This window comes from Staphylococcus carnosus, assembly GCF_900458435.1.
GTDB lineage: Bacteria > Bacillota > Bacilli > Staphylococcales > Staphylococcaceae > Staphylococcus > Staphylococcus carnosus.
On sequence record NZ_UHCT01000001.1, the window covers coordinates 1,923,242 to 1,946,498 of the forward strand.

The 23,257-nt window shown below is 35.7% G+C and carries 22 protein-coding genes; 12 read left to right on the forward strand and 10 right to left on the reverse strand.

What is annotated here, in order from left to right; all coding sequences use genetic code 11:
- The first annotated feature begins 126 nt into the window (after nt 1–126).
- From DYE31_RS09270 to hisIE, 9 genes are read left to right on the forward strand one after another with little or no spacing between them, the layout of a single operon-like run.
- Entirely contained in the window at nt 127–957 is an 831-nt protein-coding gene (locus tag DYE31_RS09270) for an ATP phosphoribosyltransferase regulatory subunit (RefSeq protein ID WP_015899892.1), read from the forward strand.
- 12 nt (nt 958–969) lie between these two features.
- Nucleotides 970–1,587 carry an ATP phosphoribosyltransferase gene (hisG, locus tag DYE31_RS09275; RefSeq protein WP_015899891.1) on the forward strand — a complete coding sequence of 206 codons (618 nt, stop codon included), beginning with the start codon at nt 970–972 and terminating at the stop codon, nt 1,585–1,587.
- Complete coding sequence (gene hisD, locus DYE31_RS09280; RefSeq protein WP_015899890.1) at nt 1,577–2,836, forward strand: histidinol dehydrogenase; 1,260 nt, start codon at nt 1,577–1,579, stop codon at nt 2,834–2,836. Before hisG ends, hisD begins: the two co-directional genes overlap by 11 nt.
- Nucleotides 2,833–3,837, forward strand: a complete 1,005-nt coding sequence (locus DYE31_RS09285) for a pyridoxal phosphate-dependent aminotransferase (protein WP_015899889.1) — start codon at nt 2,833–2,835, stop codon at nt 3,835–3,837. The genes hisD and DYE31_RS09285 overlap by 4 nt, the downstream gene beginning before the upstream one ends.
- A complete protein-coding gene (gene hisB / locus DYE31_RS09290) occupies nt 3,815–4,396 on the forward strand; it encodes an imidazoleglycerol-phosphate dehydratase HisB (protein WP_015899888.1) in 582 nt (193 codons plus the stop codon). Before DYE31_RS09285 ends, hisB begins: the two co-directional genes overlap by 23 nt.
- Complete coding sequence (gene hisH, locus DYE31_RS09295) at nt 4,393–4,974, forward strand: imidazole glycerol phosphate synthase subunit HisH (protein ID WP_015899887.1); 582 nt, start codon at nt 4,393–4,395, stop codon at nt 4,972–4,974. The genes hisB and hisH overlap by 4 nt, the downstream gene beginning before the upstream one ends.
- The gene (gene hisA / locus DYE31_RS09300; RefSeq protein ID WP_015899886.1) at nt 4,967–5,671 is read left to right on the forward strand and encodes a 1-(5-phosphoribosyl)-5-((5-phosphoribosylamino)methylideneamino)imidazole-4-carboxamide isomerase; all 705 of its coding nucleotides are present in this window, start codon (nt 4,967–4,969) and stop codon (nt 5,669–5,671) included. The genes hisH and hisA overlap by 8 nt, the downstream gene beginning before the upstream one ends.
- A complete protein-coding gene (hisF, locus tag DYE31_RS09305) occupies nt 5,668–6,432 on the forward strand; it encodes an imidazole glycerol phosphate synthase subunit HisF (protein ID WP_015899885.1) in 765 nt (254 codons plus the stop codon). Before hisA ends, hisF begins: the two co-directional genes overlap by 4 nt.
- Nucleotides 6,423–7,052: a bifunctional phosphoribosyl-AMP cyclohydrolase/phosphoribosyl-ATP diphosphatase HisIE gene (gene hisIE / locus DYE31_RS09310; RefSeq protein ID WP_015899884.1), complete on the forward strand. Its 630-nt coding sequence runs from the start codon at nt 6,423–6,425 to the stop codon at nt 7,050–7,052. The genes hisF and hisIE overlap by 10 nt, the downstream gene beginning before the upstream one ends.
- Nucleotides 7,053–7,115: 63 nt before the next feature.
- On the opposite strand, the gene merA is transcribed toward hisIE, so the two are convergent.
- From merA to DYE31_RS09350, 8 genes are all read right to left on the reverse strand, one after another.
- A complete protein-coding gene (gene merA / locus DYE31_RS09315; protein WP_015899883.1) occupies nt 7,116–8,438 on the reverse strand; it encodes a hypothiocyanous acid reductase MerA in 1,323 nt (440 codons plus the stop codon).
- 29 nt (nt 8,439–8,467) lie between these two features.
- Nucleotides 8,468–8,887 carry a redox-sensitive transcriptional regulator HypR gene (gene hypR / locus DYE31_RS09320; protein ID WP_041613098.1) on the reverse strand — a complete coding sequence of 140 codons (420 nt, stop codon included), beginning with the start codon at nt 8,885–8,887 and terminating at the stop codon, nt 8,468–8,470.
- 263 nt (nt 8,888–9,150) lie between these two features.
- A complete protein-coding gene (locus tag DYE31_RS09325) occupies nt 9,151–10,509 on the reverse strand; it encodes a TrkH family potassium uptake protein (RefSeq protein WP_015899881.1) in 1,359 nt (452 codons plus the stop codon).
- Between the two features lie 17 nt (nt 10,510–10,526).
- Nucleotides 10,527–12,278: a S1C family serine protease gene (locus tag DYE31_RS09330; RefSeq protein ID WP_015899880.1), complete on the reverse strand. Its 1,752-nt coding sequence runs from the start codon at nt 12,276–12,278 to the stop codon at nt 10,527–10,529.
- 177 nt (nt 12,279–12,455) lie between these two features.
- On the reverse strand, nt 12,456–13,271 hold the full coding sequence (locus DYE31_RS09335; protein ID WP_015899879.1) for a TerC family protein: 816 nt from the start codon (nt 13,269–13,271) through the stop codon (nt 12,456–12,458).
- A gap of 272 nt (nt 13,272–13,543) precedes the next feature.
- Nucleotides 13,544–15,106, reverse strand: coding sequence for a peptide chain release factor 3 (locus DYE31_RS09340; protein ID WP_015899878.1), 1,563 nt, complete (start codon nt 15,104–15,106; stop codon nt 13,544–13,546).
- Nucleotides 15,096–15,359, reverse strand: a complete 264-nt coding sequence (locus tag DYE31_RS09345) for a YueH family protein (RefSeq protein WP_050731403.1) — start codon at nt 15,357–15,359, stop codon at nt 15,096–15,098. Before DYE31_RS09345 ends, DYE31_RS09340 begins: the two co-directional genes overlap by 11 nt.
- Nucleotides 15,340–16,824 (reverse strand): UDP-N-acetylmuramoyl-L-alanyl-D-glutamate--L-lysine ligase, encoded by a 1,485-nt coding sequence (locus tag DYE31_RS09350; RefSeq protein ID WP_015899877.1) that lies wholly within the window; start codon nt 16,822–16,824, stop codon nt 15,340–15,342. Before DYE31_RS09350 ends, DYE31_RS09345 begins: the two co-directional genes overlap by 20 nt.
- Nucleotides 16,825–17,220: 396 nt before the next feature.
- Between DYE31_RS09350 and DYE31_RS09355 the strand changes: the two genes are divergently transcribed.
- Both DYE31_RS09355 and ltaA read left to right on the forward strand, forming a co-directional pair.
- Nucleotides 17,221–18,396 carry a diglucosyl diacylglycerol synthase gene (locus DYE31_RS09355; RefSeq protein ID WP_015899876.1) on the forward strand — a complete coding sequence of 392 codons (1,176 nt, stop codon included), beginning with the start codon at nt 17,221–17,223 and terminating at the stop codon, nt 18,394–18,396.
- Nucleotides 18,374–19,579, forward strand: a complete 1,206-nt coding sequence (ltaA, locus tag DYE31_RS09360; protein ID WP_015899875.1) for a lipoteichoic acid biosynthesis MFS flippase LtaA — start codon at nt 18,374–18,376, stop codon at nt 19,577–19,579. Before DYE31_RS09355 ends, ltaA begins: the two co-directional genes overlap by 23 nt.
- A 201-nt stretch (nt 19,580–19,780) precedes the next feature.
- On the opposite strand, the gene DYE31_RS09365 is transcribed toward ltaA, so the two are convergent.
- The gene (locus DYE31_RS09365) at nt 19,781–20,290 is read right to left on the reverse strand and encodes a YjcG family protein (RefSeq protein WP_015899874.1); all 510 of its coding nucleotides are present in this window, start codon (nt 20,288–20,290) and stop codon (nt 19,781–19,783) included.
- 96 nt (nt 20,291–20,386) lie between these two features.
- The gene (locus DYE31_RS09370; RefSeq protein WP_041612957.1) at nt 20,387–21,121 is read right to left on the reverse strand and encodes an esterase family protein; all 735 of its coding nucleotides are present in this window, start codon (nt 21,119–21,121) and stop codon (nt 20,387–20,389) included.
- A gap of 306 nt (nt 21,122–21,427) precedes the next feature.
- On the opposite strand from DYE31_RS09370, the gene DYE31_RS09375 reads away from it, so the two are divergent.
- Nucleotides 21,428–23,074 carry an alanine/glycine:cation symporter family protein gene (locus tag DYE31_RS09375; protein ID WP_015899872.1) on the forward strand — a complete coding sequence of 549 codons (1,647 nt, stop codon included), beginning with the start codon at nt 21,428–21,430 and terminating at the stop codon, nt 23,072–23,074.
- Nucleotides 23,075–23,257 lie beyond the last annotated feature (183 nt).

Consider the following 23,257-nt stretch of genomic DNA (forward strand, 5'->3'; position numbering starts at 1 on the left):
TATTTTTATTAATATTCAGAATTTTCTATTGAAATGCCTTTTGTTTCGTGCTATGATACTGTCATTAATTCATTTTTACTTTAGTTCGGTAGAGAGTAAAAGTGTATGTGAAAGCGAGGCTAAGAAATGGACTACATCGAATATCAAGACAAAGTGCTGGAACGTAAAAATTTAGAATTCAAATTTTTAAATTATTTTAAAAACCATCATTATACAGTAATTGATTTGCATTTTATCGAACGATTAAATTGGCAGCAGTTAACCCAAGATGATTTAGAGAGTATGAGTACTAGAAGCATTTGGAAAAATGGTCAAAACTTCTTTGCATTGCGCAACGACTGGACAGATCAGCTTCAACATTATGCAAGAACCTTTGATTTGAATTTCAAACGTGCAGTTTATGCAGGTCCAATTGCTAATAATGAACATATAAGCACCAATCTTGGTATTGAAGTTTTCAATCCATCTTACGAAGATATGCTGACAAGCTTTCAATACATGTTGAAATTCATAAAAGAAGAAATGCAGCAACCAGTCGACTTTGCAGTAATTGGTCATTACCAATTACTAAACTTGCTTTTATCGGAATCAGAGCAAACACCAGAAATCTTACAACTGATAAATGAACGCAACATTTCAGAACTAAGTAAAAAATTATCAGAAATACATCCTCTGGTAAATTTACTGAAACAGCCTACTCATTTACAGTTGGATTATATTCCATCCCTTATTCCTAACGACCACCCTACCTATTTATCATTATTACGCTGGTCTGAGGAATTAAAACGAGTTGGTATTGAAAGTATTCATTTAGACATTACAACAATGCCGCCTAAGTCATATTATATTGGTAGTTTTATGCAAATATTTAAAAATGATCAGTCAGAACCTATAATGTCGGGCGGACATTATGATGGCGAAATTGAAGGTTTCGGCTTTGGTATTAAATTGGATTAGGAGGTAAGTACTATGTTAACTGTTGCCCTCAGTAAAGGAAGATTACTCAAAGACTTTATCAAATTCTTAGAACGAAATAACAATCATGTATGGGCAGATGCAATAATTCATCGCGAACGTAAATTACAAATCACTGCAGACTCTATTAAATTCATACTAGTAAAAGGCTCAGACGTACCGACATATGTAGAAGAAGGTATTGCAGATATCGGGATAACTGGCAGTGATATTTTAAAAGAAAGACCTAATCGCAATATTAATAATTATATCGATCTCCCATTTGGAGAATGTCATTTTTCTGTAGCCGCTAAACCGAACGTTACTAATATACAGCGAGTAGCCACAACATATGTAAAAACAACACGTGATTACTTTAATCAAAAGGGCACTGATATCAGCATCATTCAATTATCCGGTTCAGTTGAATTAGCTGCTGTAGTCGATATGGTAGATGCAATAGTAGACATTGTACAAACAGGTACAACGCTTAAATCGAATGGTTTGGAAGAGAGAGAACAAATCGGTGAAATCAATGCACGTCTTATCACAAATAAGCATTCATTTTTCAGCAAATCAAAAGCAATTGAAAATTTCATCCAACAATTGGGGGTTTCTATTCATGCTCAGTAAAAAAGAATTTTATCATCATTTTGAAACAGCATCGGCTTTAAATCAAAAATTAATTAATAACGTCCAAAACATTATTGAAAATGTTCGAGTACATCAAGATGAAGCTCTTTTTCAATATAATCAACAATTTGATAATGTCGAGCTTTCAACGCTTGAAATATCTCAGACTGATATTGATAACAGCTTAGATAAGATTTCTTCCGAATTACGAGATGCGCTTAAAGAAAGTTACGAAAACATAAAATCCTTTCAAGAACGTATTAAACATGAAAATGTTATCGGAAAAAATACGAGTTTAATATATAATCCACTAGAAAGTGTCGGTATCTATGTGCCTGGCGGCAAAGCTGCTTACCCTTCTACTGTATTAATGACTGCAACACTAGCTGAAGCAGCAGGTGTCGAAAATATCATTGTTGTAACACCTCCCCAACCTGAAGGTGTCGCACCTAGCATTTTAGCTGCTTGCAAAATCGCTGGTGTCAATCGTGTATTCCAAGTGGGCGGAGCACAAAGTATTGCTGCTTTAGCTTTTGGAACAGAAACCATTCCGAAAGTAGATAAAATTGTTGGGCCAGGTAACCAATTTGTCGCTACTGCTAAGCAATTACTTTATGGGCAAGTTGGTATCGATCAGATTGCAGGTCCAAGTGAGATTATGATTATAGCCGATGAAACATCTGAACCTGAGTTTATTGTACAAGATATTCTCGCTCAAGCTGAGCACGATGAAAATGCACGTACCTTCTTACTTTCTACGAGTAAAGTACTTTTAGAAAAAGTAGAAGCATTATTACCTGAAGCGATTAATAAAGCACCTAGAAAAGCAATAATTGAACCAAGCATCCAAAATTTCCATTATGCAATATTAACAAAAGACAACGAAGAAAATATCGAAATCGCTAATTTTGTAGCACCTGAACATTTATCAATTCAATCAAGCAACCCTGAACAATATATTCATAAAATCAAATATGCTGGTGCGATGTTTTTAGGGCCCTATGCTCCAGAAGCACTTGGTGATTATAATGCTGGTCCAAGTCATGTATTGCCGACAAACCAAACTTCTCGTTTTACAAATGGTCTTACAGTCAATGACTTTTTAACAAGTCATTCTGTCATCAGCTACAATAAATCAACGTTTAATCAGCTTGCAGAAGGCGCGATGGAAATTGCACATACAGAAGGATTATACCAACATGAAGAATCGGTGCGTGTCAGAGTGAATAAGGTGGTGCAAGAAGAATGATTAACATTAACCAAAATGAAAGTCCTATCCCTGCTTTGACTCAAGAAGAGATTCTAAAAATAGTAGGCTCTTCTGATTTCAAAGTATATCCGGAGGGACAATATAATGATTTTTTACAAGCTTATGCTGATTACTATAATTTAAACGTCAACCAAGTTTTAGCAGCAAACGGCTCAGATGAATGGATTCAAAAATGTATGCTTACATTACCAAAGGGACCAGTTTTAGCGTTGAATCCAGACTTCGTGATGTATACAGAGTTCGCACAACAAACAGACCGCCCTATTGAATATGTAGAAAGCGATGAAAATTTCCGATTTTCACTTGATACAATACTCTCGCGAATCGAAGAGGTGCAGCCTGCTTTCTTCATCATGAGTGTGCCGCATAATCCGACTGGTGTACAGTATCCTACAGAATTTTTACTCGCAATCAGCGATAAATTGAAAAGTATCGGAAGTTATTTTGTTTTAGATGAGGCGTATATTGAATTCGGAAAAACCATTGATATTCCGCTTCAATCCCATCTCATCATCATGAAAACGCTAAGTAAAGCCTTTGCTTTAGCAGGATTACGTATCGGTATCGTCATTTCAACACCAGAAACGATACAACAACTTAATCGTCTTGCACATCCCTATCCAATGAGCACCTTATCATTACGTCTCGCTGAAGCACTTTTTAAAGACCAAAAGCGTGTAAAACAATTAATTGCTGAACAACGTTTCTTGTGCCGTAAATTACAAGATATTTTCAACCAATATGTTGCCGATAAAATTACAATAATTCCTTCACAAGCTAATTTTGTATTCACATACGGCAAACATGCACGTGAACTAGGTGAATATGTCAAAGCACATGGCTTCTTGCCTCGTATTTATAAAGAACCTTTATTATCAGAAGCCGTACGTTATTCTATCGCAACAGAACAAGAGCTCGATCAATTGGAAGCAATTGTAAAAGAATGGAGTGATCAATTTGAGTTACAGAAAACAACGTGAAACTAAAGAAACAGCAATCGATATTAGAATGGACTTGAACGACAATCAAGCATCCTCAATTAATACAGGTGTCGGCTTTCTTGATCACATGCTGACATTATTCAGCTTCCATAGCGGCATTAATCTGCAAATCAACGTCCAAGGTGACACTGAAGTAGATGATCACCATACAACAGAAGATATCGGAATTGTATTAGGTCAGTTACTCTTAGAAGCCATCAAAGATAAACAATCCTTTACACGCTATGGCGCTTTCTATATTCCGATGGATGAAACATTAGCACGTGTTGTTACAGACATCAGCGGTCGACCATATCTTTCTTTTAATGCTGAGTTTTCCAAAGAAAAAGTGGGTACTTTCGATACTGAACTTGTTGAAGAATTCTTCCGAGGCCTCGTGATAAATGCGCGTTTAACGACACATATCGATTTAATCCGTGGAGGCAATACACATCATGAAATCGAAGCAATCTTCAAAGCATTTGCCAGAAGTTTAAAAATTGCATTATCTGACGATGGTTCAAAAGGTGTGCCTTCCTCGAAAGGCGTGATTGAATGATAGCAATCGTTGATTATGGTGTCGGAAATATCAAAAATGTTGAACGTGCAATTCACCACCTGAGTTATGAAACAGCTTTAACAAATGATCCTGAAGTTATTCGTTCAAGCTCTCATATCGTTTTGCCTGGAGTCGGTCATTTTAAAGACGCCATGCAAGCACTCAAAAATTCAGGACTAGATAAACTATTAATTGAACTGCAAAATGATAAACCATTTATCGGAATATGTCTTGGTATGCAGTTAATGTTCAATCATAGTGCAGAGGGAGACACAGATGGTCTTGGCATGATAAATGGTGAAGTTGTCCCTATCAAAACAGACTATCCAGTCCCCCACCTTGGTTGGAACAATTTAGAAAGTAAACACCCCTTACTTAATCAGGATGTTTACTTTATTCATTCTTTTTACGTACAAACAGATGCACCGATTATTGCTGCAGCCGATTACGGCATACCGATTACGACGATTGTCCAATCAGGTAATAAAATCGGCATACAGTTTCATCCAGAGAAAAGCGGCGACTATGGTTTGGAAATTTTAAATCAGGCATTGAAAGGCGGTTTTATTCATGATTGAAGTATGGCCAGCGATAGACCTTATTGATTCAACAAGTGTGAGATTAACCGAAGGTGATTATGAAACTAAAGAAGCAATGTCACGTACAGCAGAAGAAGCTATTGAATTTTATAGCCGATATAACTGCGTCACACGTATTCATGTCATAGATTTAATTGCTGCAAAGCAACAAACGCCTTTAGAAACGAATTACATTGAACAACTTGTCGGGTTAACTCAATTACCATTTGAAGTTGGTGGCGGTATCCGTACACTTGAAACGATTGAAACCTATTTTGATAAAGGCATTCAAAACGTCATTATAGGCACTAAAGGTATTCAAGATCCAGAATGGTTGAAAACTGTTGCAGAGAAATACCCTGGACGTATTTATATCTCTGTAGATGCCTACATCGATGAAATTAAAGTCAACGGATGGTTAGAAGATACAGGATTAAATTTGTTTGATTACGTTCAGCAAATTGATAGTGCACCTTTAGGCGGCATTATTTATACCGATATTTCTAAAGATGGAAAATTAGAAGGACCTAATTTTGAATTAACCGCAAAACTCGCAGCATCAACGAAACTCCCAGTCATCGCATCAGGCGGTATTCGAAGCAAAGAAGACTTAGAACGGTTAGAAAAAGCTGGTGTTGCTGTAGCGATTGTAGGCAAAGCAGCGAATACACAAAGCTTTTGGGAGGGATTATCGTGATTAAAAAACGTATTATCCCTTGCTTAGATGTAAAAGATGGTCGTGTAGTAAAAGGGGTTCAATTTAAAGGACTGCGAGATATCGGAGACCCTGTCGCATTAGCCGCTTATTATAATGCAGAACTTGCTGATGAATTGGTTTTCCTAGATATTTCTCGTACTGAAAATGGTCATCAAATGATGTTAGATATTATTGAAGAAACAGCATCAAAATTATTCATTCCTCTCACTATCGGCGGAGGTATCAGTTCGACTGATGATATATCAACCTTGCTGAAGCACGGTGCAGATAAAGTTTCATTGAATTCCAGTGCTTTACGCAACCCATCGTTAGTAAAAGAGGCCAGTGAAAAATTCGGTTCCCAATGTATTTGTATTGCTGTAGATGCGAAATGGGAAGATGAACGTAATGATTGGTTTTGTTATACCCATGGCGGCAAACAGCCGACAGATATCCGTGTCCTTGACTGGGTGCGCCAAGTAGAATATTTAGGTGCTGGAGAGTTGTTAGTCACAAGTATGGATTACGACGGTGTCAAACAAGGTTTTGACCACCAACTGCTGAATCAGATTAATACGGTGGTATCTATACCAGTTATCGCATCAGGCGGCGGCGGAAACGCACAGCATTTTGTAGATCTATTCCAACAAACAAATGTTTCTGCAGGACTGGCTGCAAGTATCTTTCATGATAAAGAAACAACCATCGGCGCTGTTAAAACGTATTTAAAAGATAAAGGAGTGGATGTAAGATGGCACTAAAACCAGACTTTTCCAAGGGACTTGTACCAGCAATCTTACAAGATAATCAAACAAAGCAAGTCTTGATGTTAGGCTATATGAATGAAGAAGCCTATGAATTGACCTTACGTGATAAAGTATGTTGGTTCTACTCTCGCAGTAAAGGCCGTTTATGGAAAAAAGGCGAAAGTTCTAAAAACTATCAGCACGTTGAAGATATTCGTCTTGATTGCGACCAAGATACAATACTTGTGATGGTTACACCGGATGGTCCTACTTGCCATACTGGCAATACCAGCTGCTTCAACACAGAAGTTCCCTTCTTTGTCGATAGTTTAGAACAAATCGTAACTTCTCGCGTAAATAGCGATGATGAAAAATCTTATACACAATATCTATTGAAATCTGGTGTTGAAAAAATCACTAAAAAGTTTGGAGAAGAAGCGTTTGAAGTTGTGATTGCAGCAATGAAAAAAGATAAAGCAGAACTTACGAATGAAACTGCAGATGTCTTGTATCACTTATTTGTCTTATTAAATGCTTGCGGTGTTTCTATTTCAGAAGTCAAAGCAGTATTACAATCCAGACACCAAAAAAGCGGCAATTTTAAAGGTGAAAGAAAAGATATTAAAAAATGGTAAATACTATAATACAAAAACAAAGCGATGGTGCACTGAAAAGTATCACCATCGCTTTATTTTTACTTATTTGAATAAATCATTAAACGCTTCTGCCATTGTTGGATGTGTATAAATGTTATTTCCTAATACACTGTATGGAATTTTTTGATCAATTGCGAGTTTTACCAAATTGATAAGTTCTTCAGAACCAGTACTATATAGCGTAGCTCCTAAGATTAAACCAGTTTTTTCATCCATAACTGCTTTCAACATACCTCGTCCATCATTATTTATTTTATGACGCGGAATATTATTAACAGGTAATTTTGTTTCATACACGCTATAACCCGCTTCTCTCGCTTCATCTCCTGTCATACCTACTCTAGATAATGGAGGGTCAATAAATACTGTATAAGGCACAGCACCTCTATTTTGAGTACTGCGTTCTCCGTTGCCGAATAATTGATCTTTTATAATTCTGAAATCATCTAAAGAAATATACGTAAACTGCATACCGCCAACAACATCGCCTGCTGCATACACATTTGGTACATCTGTTTGTAAATGATCGTTAACGACGATTTCTCCTCGTTCTCCTACTTTTATATCTGTATTTTCTAAACCTAAACCTTGTGTATTCGGCTGACGACCTGTCGCTAGCAACACAGCATCTGCTTCATATTCACCATCATTTGTATAAACGATAGTACCATTCTCAATATCTTCAAAACGTTTTGTGTCAACGTTAAACACCAAATTTACACCCGCTGCAGTTAAATCTTCTTTTACTAATTCAACAATCTCAGGATCTTCTTTAGGTAAAATATCGTCATGATTTGCAAGTACAGTGACGTCTACATCTAAATGCGCAAAAAGTGAAGCAAATTCTAAAGCAATGTATTCGGCACCTACAATTACTAATTGTTTAGGTTTAAATGGCAAATCCATAATACCTGCTGAATCATATAAGTGTTCTGATGTTTCAATGCCTTCAATATCCGGAATGACAGGAGTTGCACCTGTATTAATTAAAATATCATCTGCAGTCAACTCACCTAAATCTTGATTTTCATGATCTAATAACACAATTTCATGGTTCGATTTGAATTGTGCAACTGCATCAATGACATCAATCGAAGGTTCATCTGCCAACATATGATAATTTTTTTGATTTAATGCACTTACAACCTGACGCTTGCGATCAAAGGCACTTTCGAATGAGTCACCTTCTAATCCATCGTGAATTAATGTTTTTGAAGGAATGCACCCTACATTAATACATGTTCCGCCATACATTTTTTGATCTCTTTCTATCATAGCAACACGTTTACCTTGTGATGCTGCAAATTTTGCTAATGTTTTTCCTGCTTTACCAAAACCAATTACTGCCAAATCATACTGTTCCATATTTTATCCTCCTCAGAAGTTGAATCACTTTATATCGTTGTTACTGTTTCTTCTAAAATATCTTGAATTGTAAAATCGTCATAATACTGTTTCAACAATGCTTGTTCTTTTGCATGGTGTACTTTCATCGTATCTTCAATTTTTTGAGATATTTCACAATCACTCTCTTTAGTTCCCGTGTACAAACGTCCTTGTGTGCTATGTGCTGTAAAAATCTGAAATAAATCACCCAGGTTAGCAGTTGCGGTGCTTTCATTAGCTTGATACCCGCCATATTTTCCGCGAATCGTTTCAACGTATTGATGTTCGACTAATTGACTTGTCACACGCCGTAATTGTACGGGATTGATACATATCAACTCTGATAATGCTCTACTGCTGAAACGTTCATCTGCATGTTTCGTTAAAAAAGCCAGGAAGTGTACTGCGATATTAAATTCTAAATTGATGGTAGTCACCTTCTTAATGTAACTTTTATAATTACATTTAAACATATGATTGACCTCTAAAGCAATTTATCCAACTCGGTTATCCTATTTTCCTCAATTACACTACTTAAAACTAATTACTCAGATAGACGAAACATTTTGAGGTGATTAAAAATACTGGTTGTATAACGCAAAAAATACGCACTTTATTGTAAATTCTGCTAACAGAATTTACAATAAAGTGCGTATTTATAATGTGATTATTCTTATAGTATTTTAAATGATTATCCTATCTGAATTTTTTCTTTAGGATAGTGATACATGACTGGATCTTTACGTCCCCCAATCATGATAATAAAGGAAATTAATCCCACACGTCCTATAAACATCAGTAACATTAAAATCACTTTTGTGAAATCATTGCCGTCGCCGGATGCGCCAAGTGACAAGCCGCATGTTCCAAAGGCTGACATAATTTCAAAGAACACTTGTAAGAAAGATAATTTTGTCCCTTCAAAAGCTGAAGTTAATATAATTGCAACGGATGTTAAGATTGTCGCAACACCAAATACAGTAAATGTTTTTTGGATATCTGATGGTTGGATTTCACGGTTGAACACCTTGATTGTCGTGCTGTTGGTATCATTTCTGAAATTAATAATAAATAATATCAAAATTGCAAAAGTGGTTGTACGGATACCGCCTCCGACTGAACTTGGTGATGAACCGATAAACATCAATAAGCCCATCAAAATATTGGTTGCATCTGAGAAATGCGTGATGTCGATCGTTTCTAAACCTGCACTTCTTGTTGTTGTCGATTGGAACATCGCATAAAATAATGCTTTGTGCCAGCTAGCACCTTGGAATGCATGGTTGGCTTCTAATAACAAAATCACAATTGTGCCGAATGCAAATAAAGCAAAATATGTAATTGTTGTGATTTTGGCGAAGAGTGAGAAGCGAAAGTTTGGAATTCTATTTTTAATATAAGCTTTCACTTCCAACAATACAGGAAATCCTATCGATCCTAATGTAATTAAGAACATCACGATAGTTTGTACAAAATAATCATCTGCATATGGAATCAAAGAATTACCTGTAATATCTAAACCAGCATTTGTGGTAGACGAAATAGCTACAAAGAATCCTTGCATTAATGCATATTGGATATCTGATGAATCTCTGTAAAAGTAAAACGCCAATAAAAGTGCGCCGACTAATTCTATCAGTAAAATCGCACGAACGATTTCAATAATCAATTTTACCGCACCGCTCATCGTATTACGGTTATTGTCTAACATTATCAATTGTCTTTCTCTTAAACCGATACGCTTTCTAAGCACTAACCATAAAACTGTACCCATTGCCATAACACCCACACCACCAATATTTAAGATGATGAGGATAATAATCTGACCAAATGTTGAATAAGTATCCACTATTGAAATTGATGTTAATCCAGTCACACTAATCCCAGATACTGCCACAAAAAGTGTATCTATAGGATTTACATGTACACCTGGTTTGTGTACGTACGGCAGGTTCAACATTAAGAATGCTGCGACGATGGCAATCAGATAATACATTACTATACCTTGTTGAGGACTGGTTTTTTTAAATAATTGATTAAAAATGGACAACTTTTTTCACCCCAACGTTACTTCAATTTAATCGTAATATCTTTCAGTTTACCATTTCTATAGATTTTTGCCGATAGTGATTTTTTGTCATCTTTATGTTCAAAAATAATTTGGCGATAACGTAAACTATCTTCTATATTCGTACCACCTAATTTTACTATAACATCATCAGGTTTCAAGCCTGCTTTTTCTGCGATAGAACCGTCTTTTACTGCTCTAACAACAGCGCCTTGTTTTACACTGCTAGGCAAATCAAACTGCTGACGTTCACTATCAGATAAATCACCTACGTTTGAAATTTGAACACCTGTATTAGGATAATCAATATGTCCATGTTTTTCTAATTGTTTTGCTAAATCAAGGGCATGATTGACAGGGATTGCAAAGGCCATTCCCTCTACTGCCTGCATATCAATTTTCAAAGATACAATACCGATTAACTTACCATTTTGATCTACCACTGCCCCACCTGAGTTACCAGGATTGACTGGTGCATCGATTTGAAATGCTTTTGTTAAAGTATCATAATTTCCGTCTTTGTCCATATCGACAGGCACGTTTCTATTTAATCCAGAAATAATCCCGCTTGAAACACTGCCTTTAAAATCAGCTCCTAACGGATTCCCTACTGTAATAATAGGTTCAGCTAACTGTAATTGATTAGAATCACCGATTGCTATCGGTTGGACATTGCTATTCTTTTTCACTTTAGCTTTGACAACCGCTATATCTGAATACTTATCTTTACCAATCACTTTGCCGTTTGTTTCTTGTTTATCATCATATAAAATATTCTGGCTTGATTTATCTCCTACTACATGAGCGTTTGTTAATATAAAAATAGAGTCGCCTACTTTTTTGTAGACGACACCTGAGCCGATTTCTCCGTCAGATTTTGGTGCTTCTTTTTCTACCGAACTTTTATTGCTTCCTTTATTTTCAACTGTTACAACAGAATGAATAGTTTCTTTTGCTGCTTTCATCATCGCTGTTTGTTTTTTATCACTGCCGCCAAAGGAAGAAACTTGACCTGAAGATGTTCCATCTCTATCTTGCAGGTTATGGAAAATCGCAAATAACAACAATACTAGAATAATCGCACCGATTACAACTGCAATCTTAGCCCAATTGCGACGCAGAAAATCTGACACTTTAGAATTGCCTTCGTTTTTAGATACATCATTTCTTTTAGAATTCATATTTTTATTTTTAGGTTCCTCATATTCTGACATGTGTGCCGTATCTTCTTTCGATGCTGATTCATTTTCGTATTTGTTTTCAGTTGCCTTGGTTTCAGCTGTATGTACTTCTTTTTGAGTATCCTTACCAGTGTCTTCTGGTCGAATACCTGCTGCACCAGTTTCAATTGCTTCTTTTTTGTCCTGATTGTGATGTTTCGGTGACTCTGCAGTAGCAAATTCTGACTTATCTTTTTGGTTTTTGCTTTCAGCGCTATGTAAATCATCAGAAGATGAATTTTTATCAGTGTTTTCATGCGCTTTTTGTTTTTGATGTTGAATTTCTTCTTGTGTCAGTTTTTCAATCCTTGCTTTTCTCAAATTATCTTTTACACGTTCTTCGTTGTTTTTAGCAAGTTTTGCTTCACGTTCTTTCTCTAGTTTTTTTGCTTCATGTTCTCTTTGTACACGTTCTTCGCGCTCTTTGTTATGGAAGAATGCACGACGTTTGCGTTTATAATGACGTTTCGGTATGACTTGTTTTCCATCCTTATGATTTTTCTTGTCATTTGAATGATTATCTTCTGCCATATTAACGCCTCCTTCACTACAATATAACTATGTCTTATTATGACATATCTAATTATGAATTTCTTGTAAATCCTTGTTATTAGCACAAATAATTTATATTTATCCTTCTAAAAATTAAAAATACTTTCTGATTGCACCTTTTCGGCCTATCAGAAAGCATTTTCTTACATTCCTATATTATTTATTTTTATCTTGTGCTGCTTTTTTATTATGACGTAATGACGTTAACCAACCAATGATAACTAATCCGATCATAACGCCCCAGAAAATACATTGCCATAAAATTGTATGCGGGAAGTTTTCTGGAATAATTTGCACTTGTGGATGTGCAAGTACTAATACAACTAATTTAATACCTACCCAACCTACAATTGCGAACGCTGCTCCTTCTAAACCTGGATACTTATTAAGCAATTCAACAAACCAAGTTGCCGCGAAACGCATTAAGATAACACCAATCATTCCACCAGCAAACATAACTAAGAATTGACCTAAGTCCATTCCGCCAAAGTGAATACCTACTGGTTTTAAAGTGAAAGCAATTGCCATTGCAGCTAACATTGAATCAATTGCGAAAGCGATATCTGCAAATTCAACTTTTGCTACAGTGCCCCAGAAAGCTTTAGGTCCAACTTTCTTTTCATTTCCATGTTGATCATAATGATGGTCATCCCCAGCTTCTGGACTTTCAGGTCCATGCTGGTCGACTTTGAAGAATTGATATAAATTCCGCGCTGACATATAAAGTAAATAAACGGCACCAGCTGCTTGAATAAACCAGAAGTTCACTAAGTAACTAATTAAGAATAATGAAGCAAAACGAAATACAAATGCACCAAGCAAACCATAGAACAATGCTTTCTTTCTTTGTTCAGGTGGTAAATGTCTAACCATTACGGCCATTACAACAGCATTATCTGCTGCTAACAAGCCTTCCAAAAATACTAATACGAGCAATACCCATAAATAAGGTAAAATTAAACTCGGATCCATTAAAAGACCAACTCCTTATTTCATCAAATGTCGCAAGTAATACACGTTGTATACCCACTTTTACACAATAAAAGAGACCCATGCTAAATAAATAGCAAAGGTCTCACTTGAATGTCTCTTTATATAACATTCCATTTTACCGGAAGTAGATTACTTCGTAATGACGATAAAATGTACCGGCAAGCTTTCTGCTTGTCCATCTAAGTTACTCCCCTCTGACATTGCTGTCATAGGTATTCAATTATTTAAAACTATTATACCTTATGCAAGTCTTACAATAAACTATAAAGTTTAATTTCTGGGAATTTTTCTTCAAACCAGCGTGTCGCAAATTCATTTTCAAATAAAAATACCTTTTGCTCATATCGGTCTTGCACTAAGATGGAACGTGATGTACTCATTTTATCTTTGATATCATCTTCATTTTCTACCCAGCGCGCAATCTTACGTCCTACTGGTTCCATAACGACATCAACATTATATTCATTTTTCATTCGGTGTTCGAATACTTCAAATTGTAATTGTCCAACTGCACCTAAAATGATTTGGTTCGTATGCAATGTTTTATAGTATTGAATCGCACCTTCTTGAACAAGCTGCTCAATACCTTTATGGAAATGTTTTTGTTTCATAACGTTTTTAGCTGATACTTTCATGAAAAGCTCAGGTGTAAACTGTGGCAAATCTTCAAAACTGAATTTTTGATTTCCACCAACTAAAGTGTCTCCGATTTGATAATTACCAGTGTCATATAAACCGATAATATCGCCTGCAACCGCATGATTAACAGTTTCTTTATCATCTGCCATAAATGACGTTGAACGTGTGATCTTTTGTTTTTTATTCGTACGTTGCAATTTAACATCCATACCACGTTCGAATGCACCGCTGACAATACGCATGAAAGCAATACGGTCACGGTGTTTAGGATCCATGTTAGCTTGGATTTTAAAGATAAAACCTGAAAAATCTGGTGTAAATGGACTGACTTCCTCTGCTTCTTTTGTAATACGTCCATTAGGCATTGGCGCATGGTCAACATAAGCATTCAAGAAGCTTTGTACTCCAAAGTTAGCTAATGCAGAGCCGAAGAATACTGGTGTTAATTCACCTGCTAATAACATTTCGTTATCAAATTCTTCTCCAGCTTCTTCTACTAACATGAACTCATCTATTGCTTGAGAAAACGTACTGTCTTTTGTGATTTCATGTTCTTCTTCCAACTCATAATCATCATTAAGATGTAATAAGTGTTCTTCATCTCTGAATGGTTCAATTGTACGTTGTTCACGATCGATTATTCCGAAGAAATTTTGTCCCATACCGACTGGCCAATTCATCGGATACGTTTTAATGTTCAATGTTTCTTCAATTTCATCTAATAATTCAAACGGTTCTTTACCGACACGGTCTAACTTATTGATAAATGTAAAAATTGGAATACCGCGCATTTTACATACCTTGAATAATTTTAAAGTTTGCGGCTCAATCCCTTTTGCACAGTCGATTACCATTACAGCACTATCGACTGCCATTAATGTACGATACGTATCTTCAGAGAAGTCCTCATGCCCTGGTGTATCTAAAATATTAATATTGTAATCATCATAATCAAATTGCATCACTGAACTGGTTACTGAAATACCACGCTCTTGTTCTACTTTCATCCAGTCACTTGTTGCAAATTTCCCAGATTTCTTACCTTTAACAGTACCCGCTTCACGAATGGCACCGCCGAATAACAATAATTTTTCTGTTAATGTGGTTTTACCAGCATCCGGGTGAGAAATTATCGCAAAGGTTTTTCTGGATTCTATTTCATCCTTAATACTCATCTTTTGTCTCCTTTTCAAAAATAATTAAAGTAATTTCTTGTGCAAGGTTTTCTGCCTTGTCTTCATCCATTAAATTAAATAGATACATAATCAAATTTTCTTCTACATCTTCTGCAGACTCCTTTATATCTAATTCAGCAGACCAATTGATATCAGGTATAACAACTAATATACAATTTGTCGCAGTTACTTTATCTATATAAGCAGTTGCACCTTCTAAATGCTGAAGTGTTCTAATCTTCAGAAGGCCCACCTCCGAATTTTTTATAAGCAGCTTCTAAACCGATCAAATCATCACGGTGTGGTACTTTAACATGTCCTGGCATAATTTGATAAGGTTCGCGGCCTTTAGAAGCTAAGACAACTGTATCTCCAGGTTCAGCTACATCAATTGCATGGCGAATGCCTTCAGCACGATCTGTATATTCTACATAATTATCATGTGTAGCACCTTTAGCAAGTTCTGCTGTTAACATTTTAGGATCATCGTTTGCTGGGTTATCTGGTGTGAAAATAACATAATCCGCACGGCTTGCTTGTTTACCCATTTCAGGTGTTTTTGTAAGGTCTCTTTCTCCGGCCATACCTATTAAGAAAATCAATTTTTGTTTAACAAACGGTTTGACTGCATCAATTAACTTTTCAATGCCGTCAGTAGTATGTGCATAGTCAATAATCAAGTCTATCGGCAAACTAGGGTCCAATACTTCTAAACGCCCTTCAACAGGCTCCAATTGACTCACTACATCTACAATTTCCTGCATAGGTGTTCCTGTTCCCCATACAGCTGTCATTGCAGCCATGATATTAGAAATATTGAACTTTCCAACATATGGAGAATCTACATGAAACGTTCCATCTGGTGTTACAAAATCAAACGAAGCGCCTGTTAACGATTCTTGTATACGTTCAGCTTTGAATTGAGCAGGACGATGAATACCATAAGTAAATACTTCATATGGTGTCACGCTTGTGAGATACTCAGAAAAATCATCATCTGCATTAACTACCGCAAATTTTTCTTTACGCAAATCTTCGCCTAGCTGGCTGAAAAGCAATGATTTCGCATGACCATAAGCTTCCATAGTCCCGTGAAAATCTAAATGGTCTTGAGTTAGGTTAGAAAAGATTGCAACATCAAATTCAACACCGCTTAAACGTCCTAAAGCTAGACCATGACTTGATACTTCAAGTGTCATCGATTCCGCACCCGCTTCAACTGCCTCATGTATTTTCTTTGTTAAAGTCACAGTTTCTGGTGTTGTATTTTCACCTTTAGTGACAGTTTCATTAATTTGAAATCCGTTTGTTCCAAGATAGGCACTGCCTTTACCTAATTTACGATGAATTTGATGAATCATAGTTGCAATAGAAGTTTTACCATTTGTTCCAGTTACACCATACGTTGTAAGTTGTTCACTCGGATAGTTATACAATTTATGTACAATTAAACTTGCGACACGGCGTGTTTTCGGCACAATAACTTGTGTTACGTCCCCTTCAACTTCTTGTTCACTTTCTACCACAATCAATTTGCAGCCTTGGTTCACTACATCCTGACAGAATTTATGACTATCGACGGTATAACCTTTTGTAGCTACAAAAACACTGCCTTCTTCAGCGGTACGAGAGTCTGTAGTAATGTCAGTAATTTCTCTATCCAAACTGCCCAGCACTTGTTTCGATTTTATTTTTTCGAACAATTCGTTCGCTTTCACATCGATCGCTCCTTTTTTTCCAATACTACTATTTTATACATTTTTATCTCATAAATCTACATACTGATGTTTAATTCTATTGTACAGATTTTTTGTTTGTACATATATTGATTTCTATCGGCTTAATTGTCTCATTATAGTTTGAAAAAGTTTAAACCAGGCAATATGATAGTGTAATATATCTCATTTATTATACAAGAAATGTTAAGTCAGTATGAAAATATTTTTATCTCTTATTAATAAATGTTATAATTCAGTGATGTTAACACGAATCCGGTTTAATGTTCTTAAAATATGCGTTAAACTCATAGCAAGCGGTGGAGGGACAAGCAATTTTTTCTTCACGACATATAGGATAAAACTATAAATTCAATTAACTGGAGGGTGGCTACTCACATGGTTACTCAAAATAAGAAGATATTGATTATTACAGGCTCGTTCGGTAATGGCCACTTGCAAGTAACCAATAGCGTTGTGAACCAATTAAATGAAATGAATCTAAAGCATCTTTCTGTGATAGAGCATGATTTATTTATGGAAGCACATCCTATTTTAACTTCTATTTGCAAAAAGTATTATATCAATAGTTTTAAATATTTTAGAAATTCATACAAGCAGTTTTATTACAGCCGCCCAGAAGATGTAAATAAATGCTTTTACAAATACTACGGTTTAAATAAGCTCATTAATTTACTGATTAAAGAAAAGCCCGACTTGATATTACTGACTTTCCCTACTCCCGTTATGTCAGTTTTAACAGAACAATTCAACATGAATATTCCTATTGCTACTGTAATGACAGATTATAGACTACATAAAAACTGGGTTACACCGCATTCATCTCGTTATTATGTAGCTACACCAGATTTGAAACAAGAATTTGTGAATGTAGGTGTGCCAGAAGATATCATAAAAATTACAGGAATTCCTATTTCTGAACAATTTGATGAAGACATAGATACTAAAGTATGGATGCATAAAAACCATCTTGATCCAAACCGACCTACAATTTTAATGTCTGCAGGTGCCTTTGGTGTTTCAAAAGGATTCGACGTAATGATTTCTGATATATTAGAACGTTCTCCAGAGACACAAATTGTCATGATATGTGGACGTAACAAAGAATTAAAACGTGCTTTACGCCAACAATTTAAAGAATATGCCAATGTATTAATTTTAGGCTATACACATCATATGAACGAATGGATGGCCTCATCTCATTTGATGGTAACAAAGCCTGGAGGCATAACAATTTCAGAAGCATTAGCTAGAAAAATACCAATGATATTCTTAGACCCGGCACCAGGTCAAGAATTGGAAAATGCACACTACTTCCAATCTAAAGGAATGGGAAAAATTGCAGACACAACTGAAGAAGCTATTCAACTGATAACAGAGTTAACTCAAGATGAAAATGCATTAGCTCATATGGCAGAACAGATGCAAGACTTAAAAGTTAAATACCCTACCTATAAATTATGTCGTGATCTTTTACATCTGTTAGATCATTCATCACAATTCGAAGAAATTTATGGAAAGGTTCCTATGTATGCAAAGCTCTTCATCAAGTAGATACAATAATAAGAACTATCAACGTAATTTCATAATTATGCTTGTCATCCTATTCTTAATTGAGTTTGCACGAGGGATGTTTGTCTTGAGCTACTTGCCAATCCTCCCGACTGTGTCATCAGTAGCAGTAGGTCTTACTTCTGCAGCTGTTTCTGTCCACTATATTTCAGATGCAGCAACCAATTTTGTAATTGGATTTTTATTAAAGCGATTTGGTGCTAAACCTGTTTTAACTTTAGGCTTTTTAATGGCATTCGGCAGCCTATTCTTAGTAATATGGTTCCCGTTCAATCCATATATCCTGTTTATAAGTGCAATCTTACTAGGAATTGCATCTAGTCCGATTTGGGTTATTATGCTATCTAGTGTCCGTGATGAAACACGCGGAAAACAAATGGGACATGTTTACTTTGCATGGTTGTTCGGTCTTTTGCTTGGTATGATCGGTATGAATTTGATTATGAAAGTTCATCCGACTTCCTTTGCATTCTTGATGTCATTAATGGTTTTAATTGCTTGGATACTTTATTACTTTGTAAAAATAAGATTAACAAACTACAATACGCGTAAAGTGAGTCAACAATTGAAACAAATCGGTGGGGTGGCTAAGAAAAATGGTGTACTTTTCCCCGGCATTATTTTACAAGGTGCCTCAATTAGTGCGCTTGTCCCAATTTTACCTATCTATGCAACAAAAATTATAAAAGTAAGTACAGTTGAATACACAGTTGCGCTTATTATCGGTGGTATCGGGTGCGCGATTTCAATGCTCTTTTTATCTAAAATCATTGATAATCATGGAAAATCGTTCATGTATCTTACTATCTTTACAGGGTTTATACTGTATACTCTAGGAATATTTGGACTCTCTTTAATTACGAATATATACATTGTTTGGGGAATCGCACTCTTTATCGGCTTAATGTATGGCTTCTTGCTTCCGGCATGGAATACGTTTATGGCTAGTTTTATTCATAAAGACGAGCAAGAAGAAACTTGGGGTGTTTTCAATAGCATTCAAGGTTTCGGAGCAATGTTCGGCCCTATCATCGGCGGTATGCTTTACCAATTTACAGGCTCTGTCAACAACACATTCTATTTTTCAGCAGGTGTATTTATCTTCCTTGCGATTTTCTATGGAGTTTATTTTATAAAACTAAGAAGACATAGAATTTCTTCATAAAAATAATAAAGCGGCACTGATTCCATTTTGAATCAGTGCCGCTTTTGTTATGTATGAAAGTATGAGGTCGGGACATTGAATTTGAAATCTTTCAGATCAATTTTCATTTCAATTAAAAGCCCACTATTTCTGTACAATGTCCTAGCCTCGTACTTTAAATCATTTTAATCAGTACATTCAAAATTGAATGCTTTTCATTCATTATTTAAAGCTAAATGTGTCAATCTCTTTCCACTTTTCAGCATCATTATCATATTGCAATAATGTCAATGCATCAATTGTTTCTTTATAATCGATACCTGCAAGTGCAACTTGACCAAAAATATCTTCGAATTCTTGACTAGTTAAACCTTGGGCAATTGTAAAATGCGGAACAAATGAGTGTTCTGGTTTGCCGTAAAAATCGCCATTATTAAAGCGATTGTCCAACTCTTCTAATTCTGGTGTTTTTTCAACTTTAAAATAAATAACATTGTTGATTGGCGCAAAATTTGACGCTTTAGTTGCGTGAATATGCAATGGCTCAACACCTTGCACACGCTCTTTAATTTCTTCTTTTACTTTATCGAAATCCCCATCTTCTACCTCAAACGAATCTTTAATTGTGATGTGAGGTGGAATTTGCGCATAACGCTCATCGTAACGTTTACGATATGCATCGATTTTTTCACGGAACGTTTTTGATGGAATTAATGCTAACCCTAAGATCATTTGAATTCCTCCTTAATTTAACTATATTGCCATTATAGCAAACATTCAATGAAATCGTTACCAAAAACAATAATTTTACAGAATTAACTGAATAATTTATTCTGCCAAAAAATAAATTAACAACGGTTCCATTAATGTTTTCCATGATTTCCATCGATGTGTACCGTCAAATTCTTCATAATAATGCGTGACTTCTTTTTGATTCAAGACTTGATTTAATTCTCGGTTCGGAGTTAAAAAATCAGCACGTTCTCCTGTTGTCGGTAAAGCAAAATCAATTTCTTCTTTTCCAACGGCCTGCCAAATATTTAAATGGTCGATAAATTGACAACGATCAGCCAAAACATCTACAACTTCATTGAACATTGGACTAAACATTCCAACTTGACTAAATAATCTAGGATAAGAAAGTGCAGTCATCAATGCAATTGAACCCGCTAAACTATCCCCTAATAAAATACGTCCATTTGCGACTTTATATGTTGGGAAGTTTTGATCAATGTATGGAAGTATTTCTTTAGCCATCGCTTTTACTGTCAGAGGGGCTTTACTACCATTCGGTGAAAACTCTTCTCTGCGCAAATCTACTGTTTCATAATGAAAACCAATAATAATAGCACGTTCAATCTTGTCTTCTTTTCTTAATTTTTCATATGTACGATGAATACGACCGTATCTGAAAAAGTCTAGACCATCAAAACAAAAAATCACTTTATATTTAAATAAGGGTGTGTAATCCTCAGGAAGATAAATGGAAAATGTGATATCCCGTTTTAAAAGTTCACTATGGAAAGTTGTTTTATTTACAGTACCTATTTTAAATTCAGTCATCATTCATCTCTCCTCAATTAATATATGCTTCATTGTAACAATTTTTTAACTGATATGGTATCAAGCTAGATATATACTACATCTTTCAGCAAATTTCCGATAGATTTACTACGAATTTGAATTGTTAATTTATTTATTAATTTCATTAAAACTGTTGCACGGAACCTTTTATAACAGTATAATTATTAAAAATCATTGTAACTTATGCATGTCGACACACATACAAATAAATTGAAAAGTTATACGTTTATTTTTAGGGATGGATATAAACGTGTTATTTTTCGGTTTTATAAGGGGGAAGTCATTATGCTAGAAAGTATTGTAGCTTGGTTTAATGAAGTAGTATGGAGTAAACCACTTGTTTACGGCTTGTTGATTACTGGTATTTTATTCTCATTAATGATGAAATTTTTCCAGGTCAGGCATTTTAAAGAAATGATTCGACTGATGTTCCATGGTGAAAAATCACCTACTGGGATTTCGAGTTTTCAAGCGATTGCATTATCTCTAGCCGGACGTGTAGGAACTGGTAACATTGTCGGAGTATCCACTGCTATCTTCATTGGGGGGCCTGGAGCTGTTTTTTGGATGTGGATTACAGCATTCTTAGGAGCAAGTAGTGCATTTATTGAATCTACTTTAGGTCAAATTTTCAAACGAGAAGAAAAAGGTGAATACCGAGGCGGGCCTGCATACTACATTCAATATGGAATTAAAGGGCGTTTAGGCAAAATTTATGGTCTTGTTTTTGCGATTGTAACTGTGATTTCTGTTGGTCTCCTTTTACCTGGAGTTCAATCCAACGCAATTGCCAGCTCTATGCATAACGCTTTTAAAGTTCCGAGTTGGATTATCGCTACAATTTTAGCTGTAATTTTAGGCTTAATTATATTTGGCGGTGTTAAATGGATTGCTAACGTCGCAACTGCAGTTGTTCCATTCATGGCAATTATTTATATCTTAATGGCTGTATTTATTATCATTCTTAATATACAAGCAGTTCCTGCATTATTCGCACTTATTTTTAAATCAGCATTCGGGATGCAAGCAGCATTTGGGGGTATCTTCGGTGCTATGATTGAAATCGGTGTGAAGCGTGGACTTTACTCAAACGAGGCAGGTCAAGGTACTGGGCCGCACGCCGCTGCAGCTGCAGAAGTTTCTCACCCAGCTAAACAAGGACTTGTACAAGCTTTCTCAGTTTATGTTGACACATTATTTGTATGTACAGCGACTGCATTAATTATTTTGATTTCAGGAACATATAACACAACTAATGGCGATGTAGGACCTGGCGGATTACCGAAACTGATTAAAGATAACGGAATATTCGTACAATCAGCTGACGGAACAAAAGACTATTCTGGTACAGCGATGTATGCACAAGCAGGTATTGATAAAGCCTTGCAAGGCGGCAGTTATCATTTTGATCCGACATTCTCAGGTGTAGGTTCATACTTTATTGCAATTGCATTATTCTTCTTTGCCTTTACTACTATTTTGGCATACTACTATATCGCAGAAACAAATATCGCTTATATGACACGAAATAGCTCACGCTTTACGACTACTATCTGGATTAATGTTGCACGTGTGGTATTAATTGGTGCAACTGTATATGGTTCAATTAAAACAGCTGACATTGCATGGAGCATGGGTGACTTAGGTGTAGGTATGATGGCTTGGCTAAATATCATTGCTATTTGGATTCTTCATCGTCCTGCCGTAGACGCCCTTAAAGACTATGAAAGTCAGATGAAGCGTTTAGGATCAGGTAACCACGCTATTTACCACCCTGACCCGAAAAAATTGCCGAATGCGACATTCTGGCTCGAAGATTATCCAAAACGATTGAAAAAAGCACATTTCAACGAAGAACAGGATAACGATGAGGATAATGATCAAAATCCAGAACCTAATGTACCACTTGGCAAAAATTTGAAAGAAGTTTAACTAATTCCATCTATATTTTCTGATTCTATTTATACCTTAAAAAGTAATTATGATATTCAATGATTATATGACATGGGTTCCAAGAGAAACTTTAATTCTTTTGGAACCCATGTTCTTTCAATAACCAATCAATTGACCCTATTTTATAATGTATCTGTTTTCTCTTACAATTTCTTTTAAAAT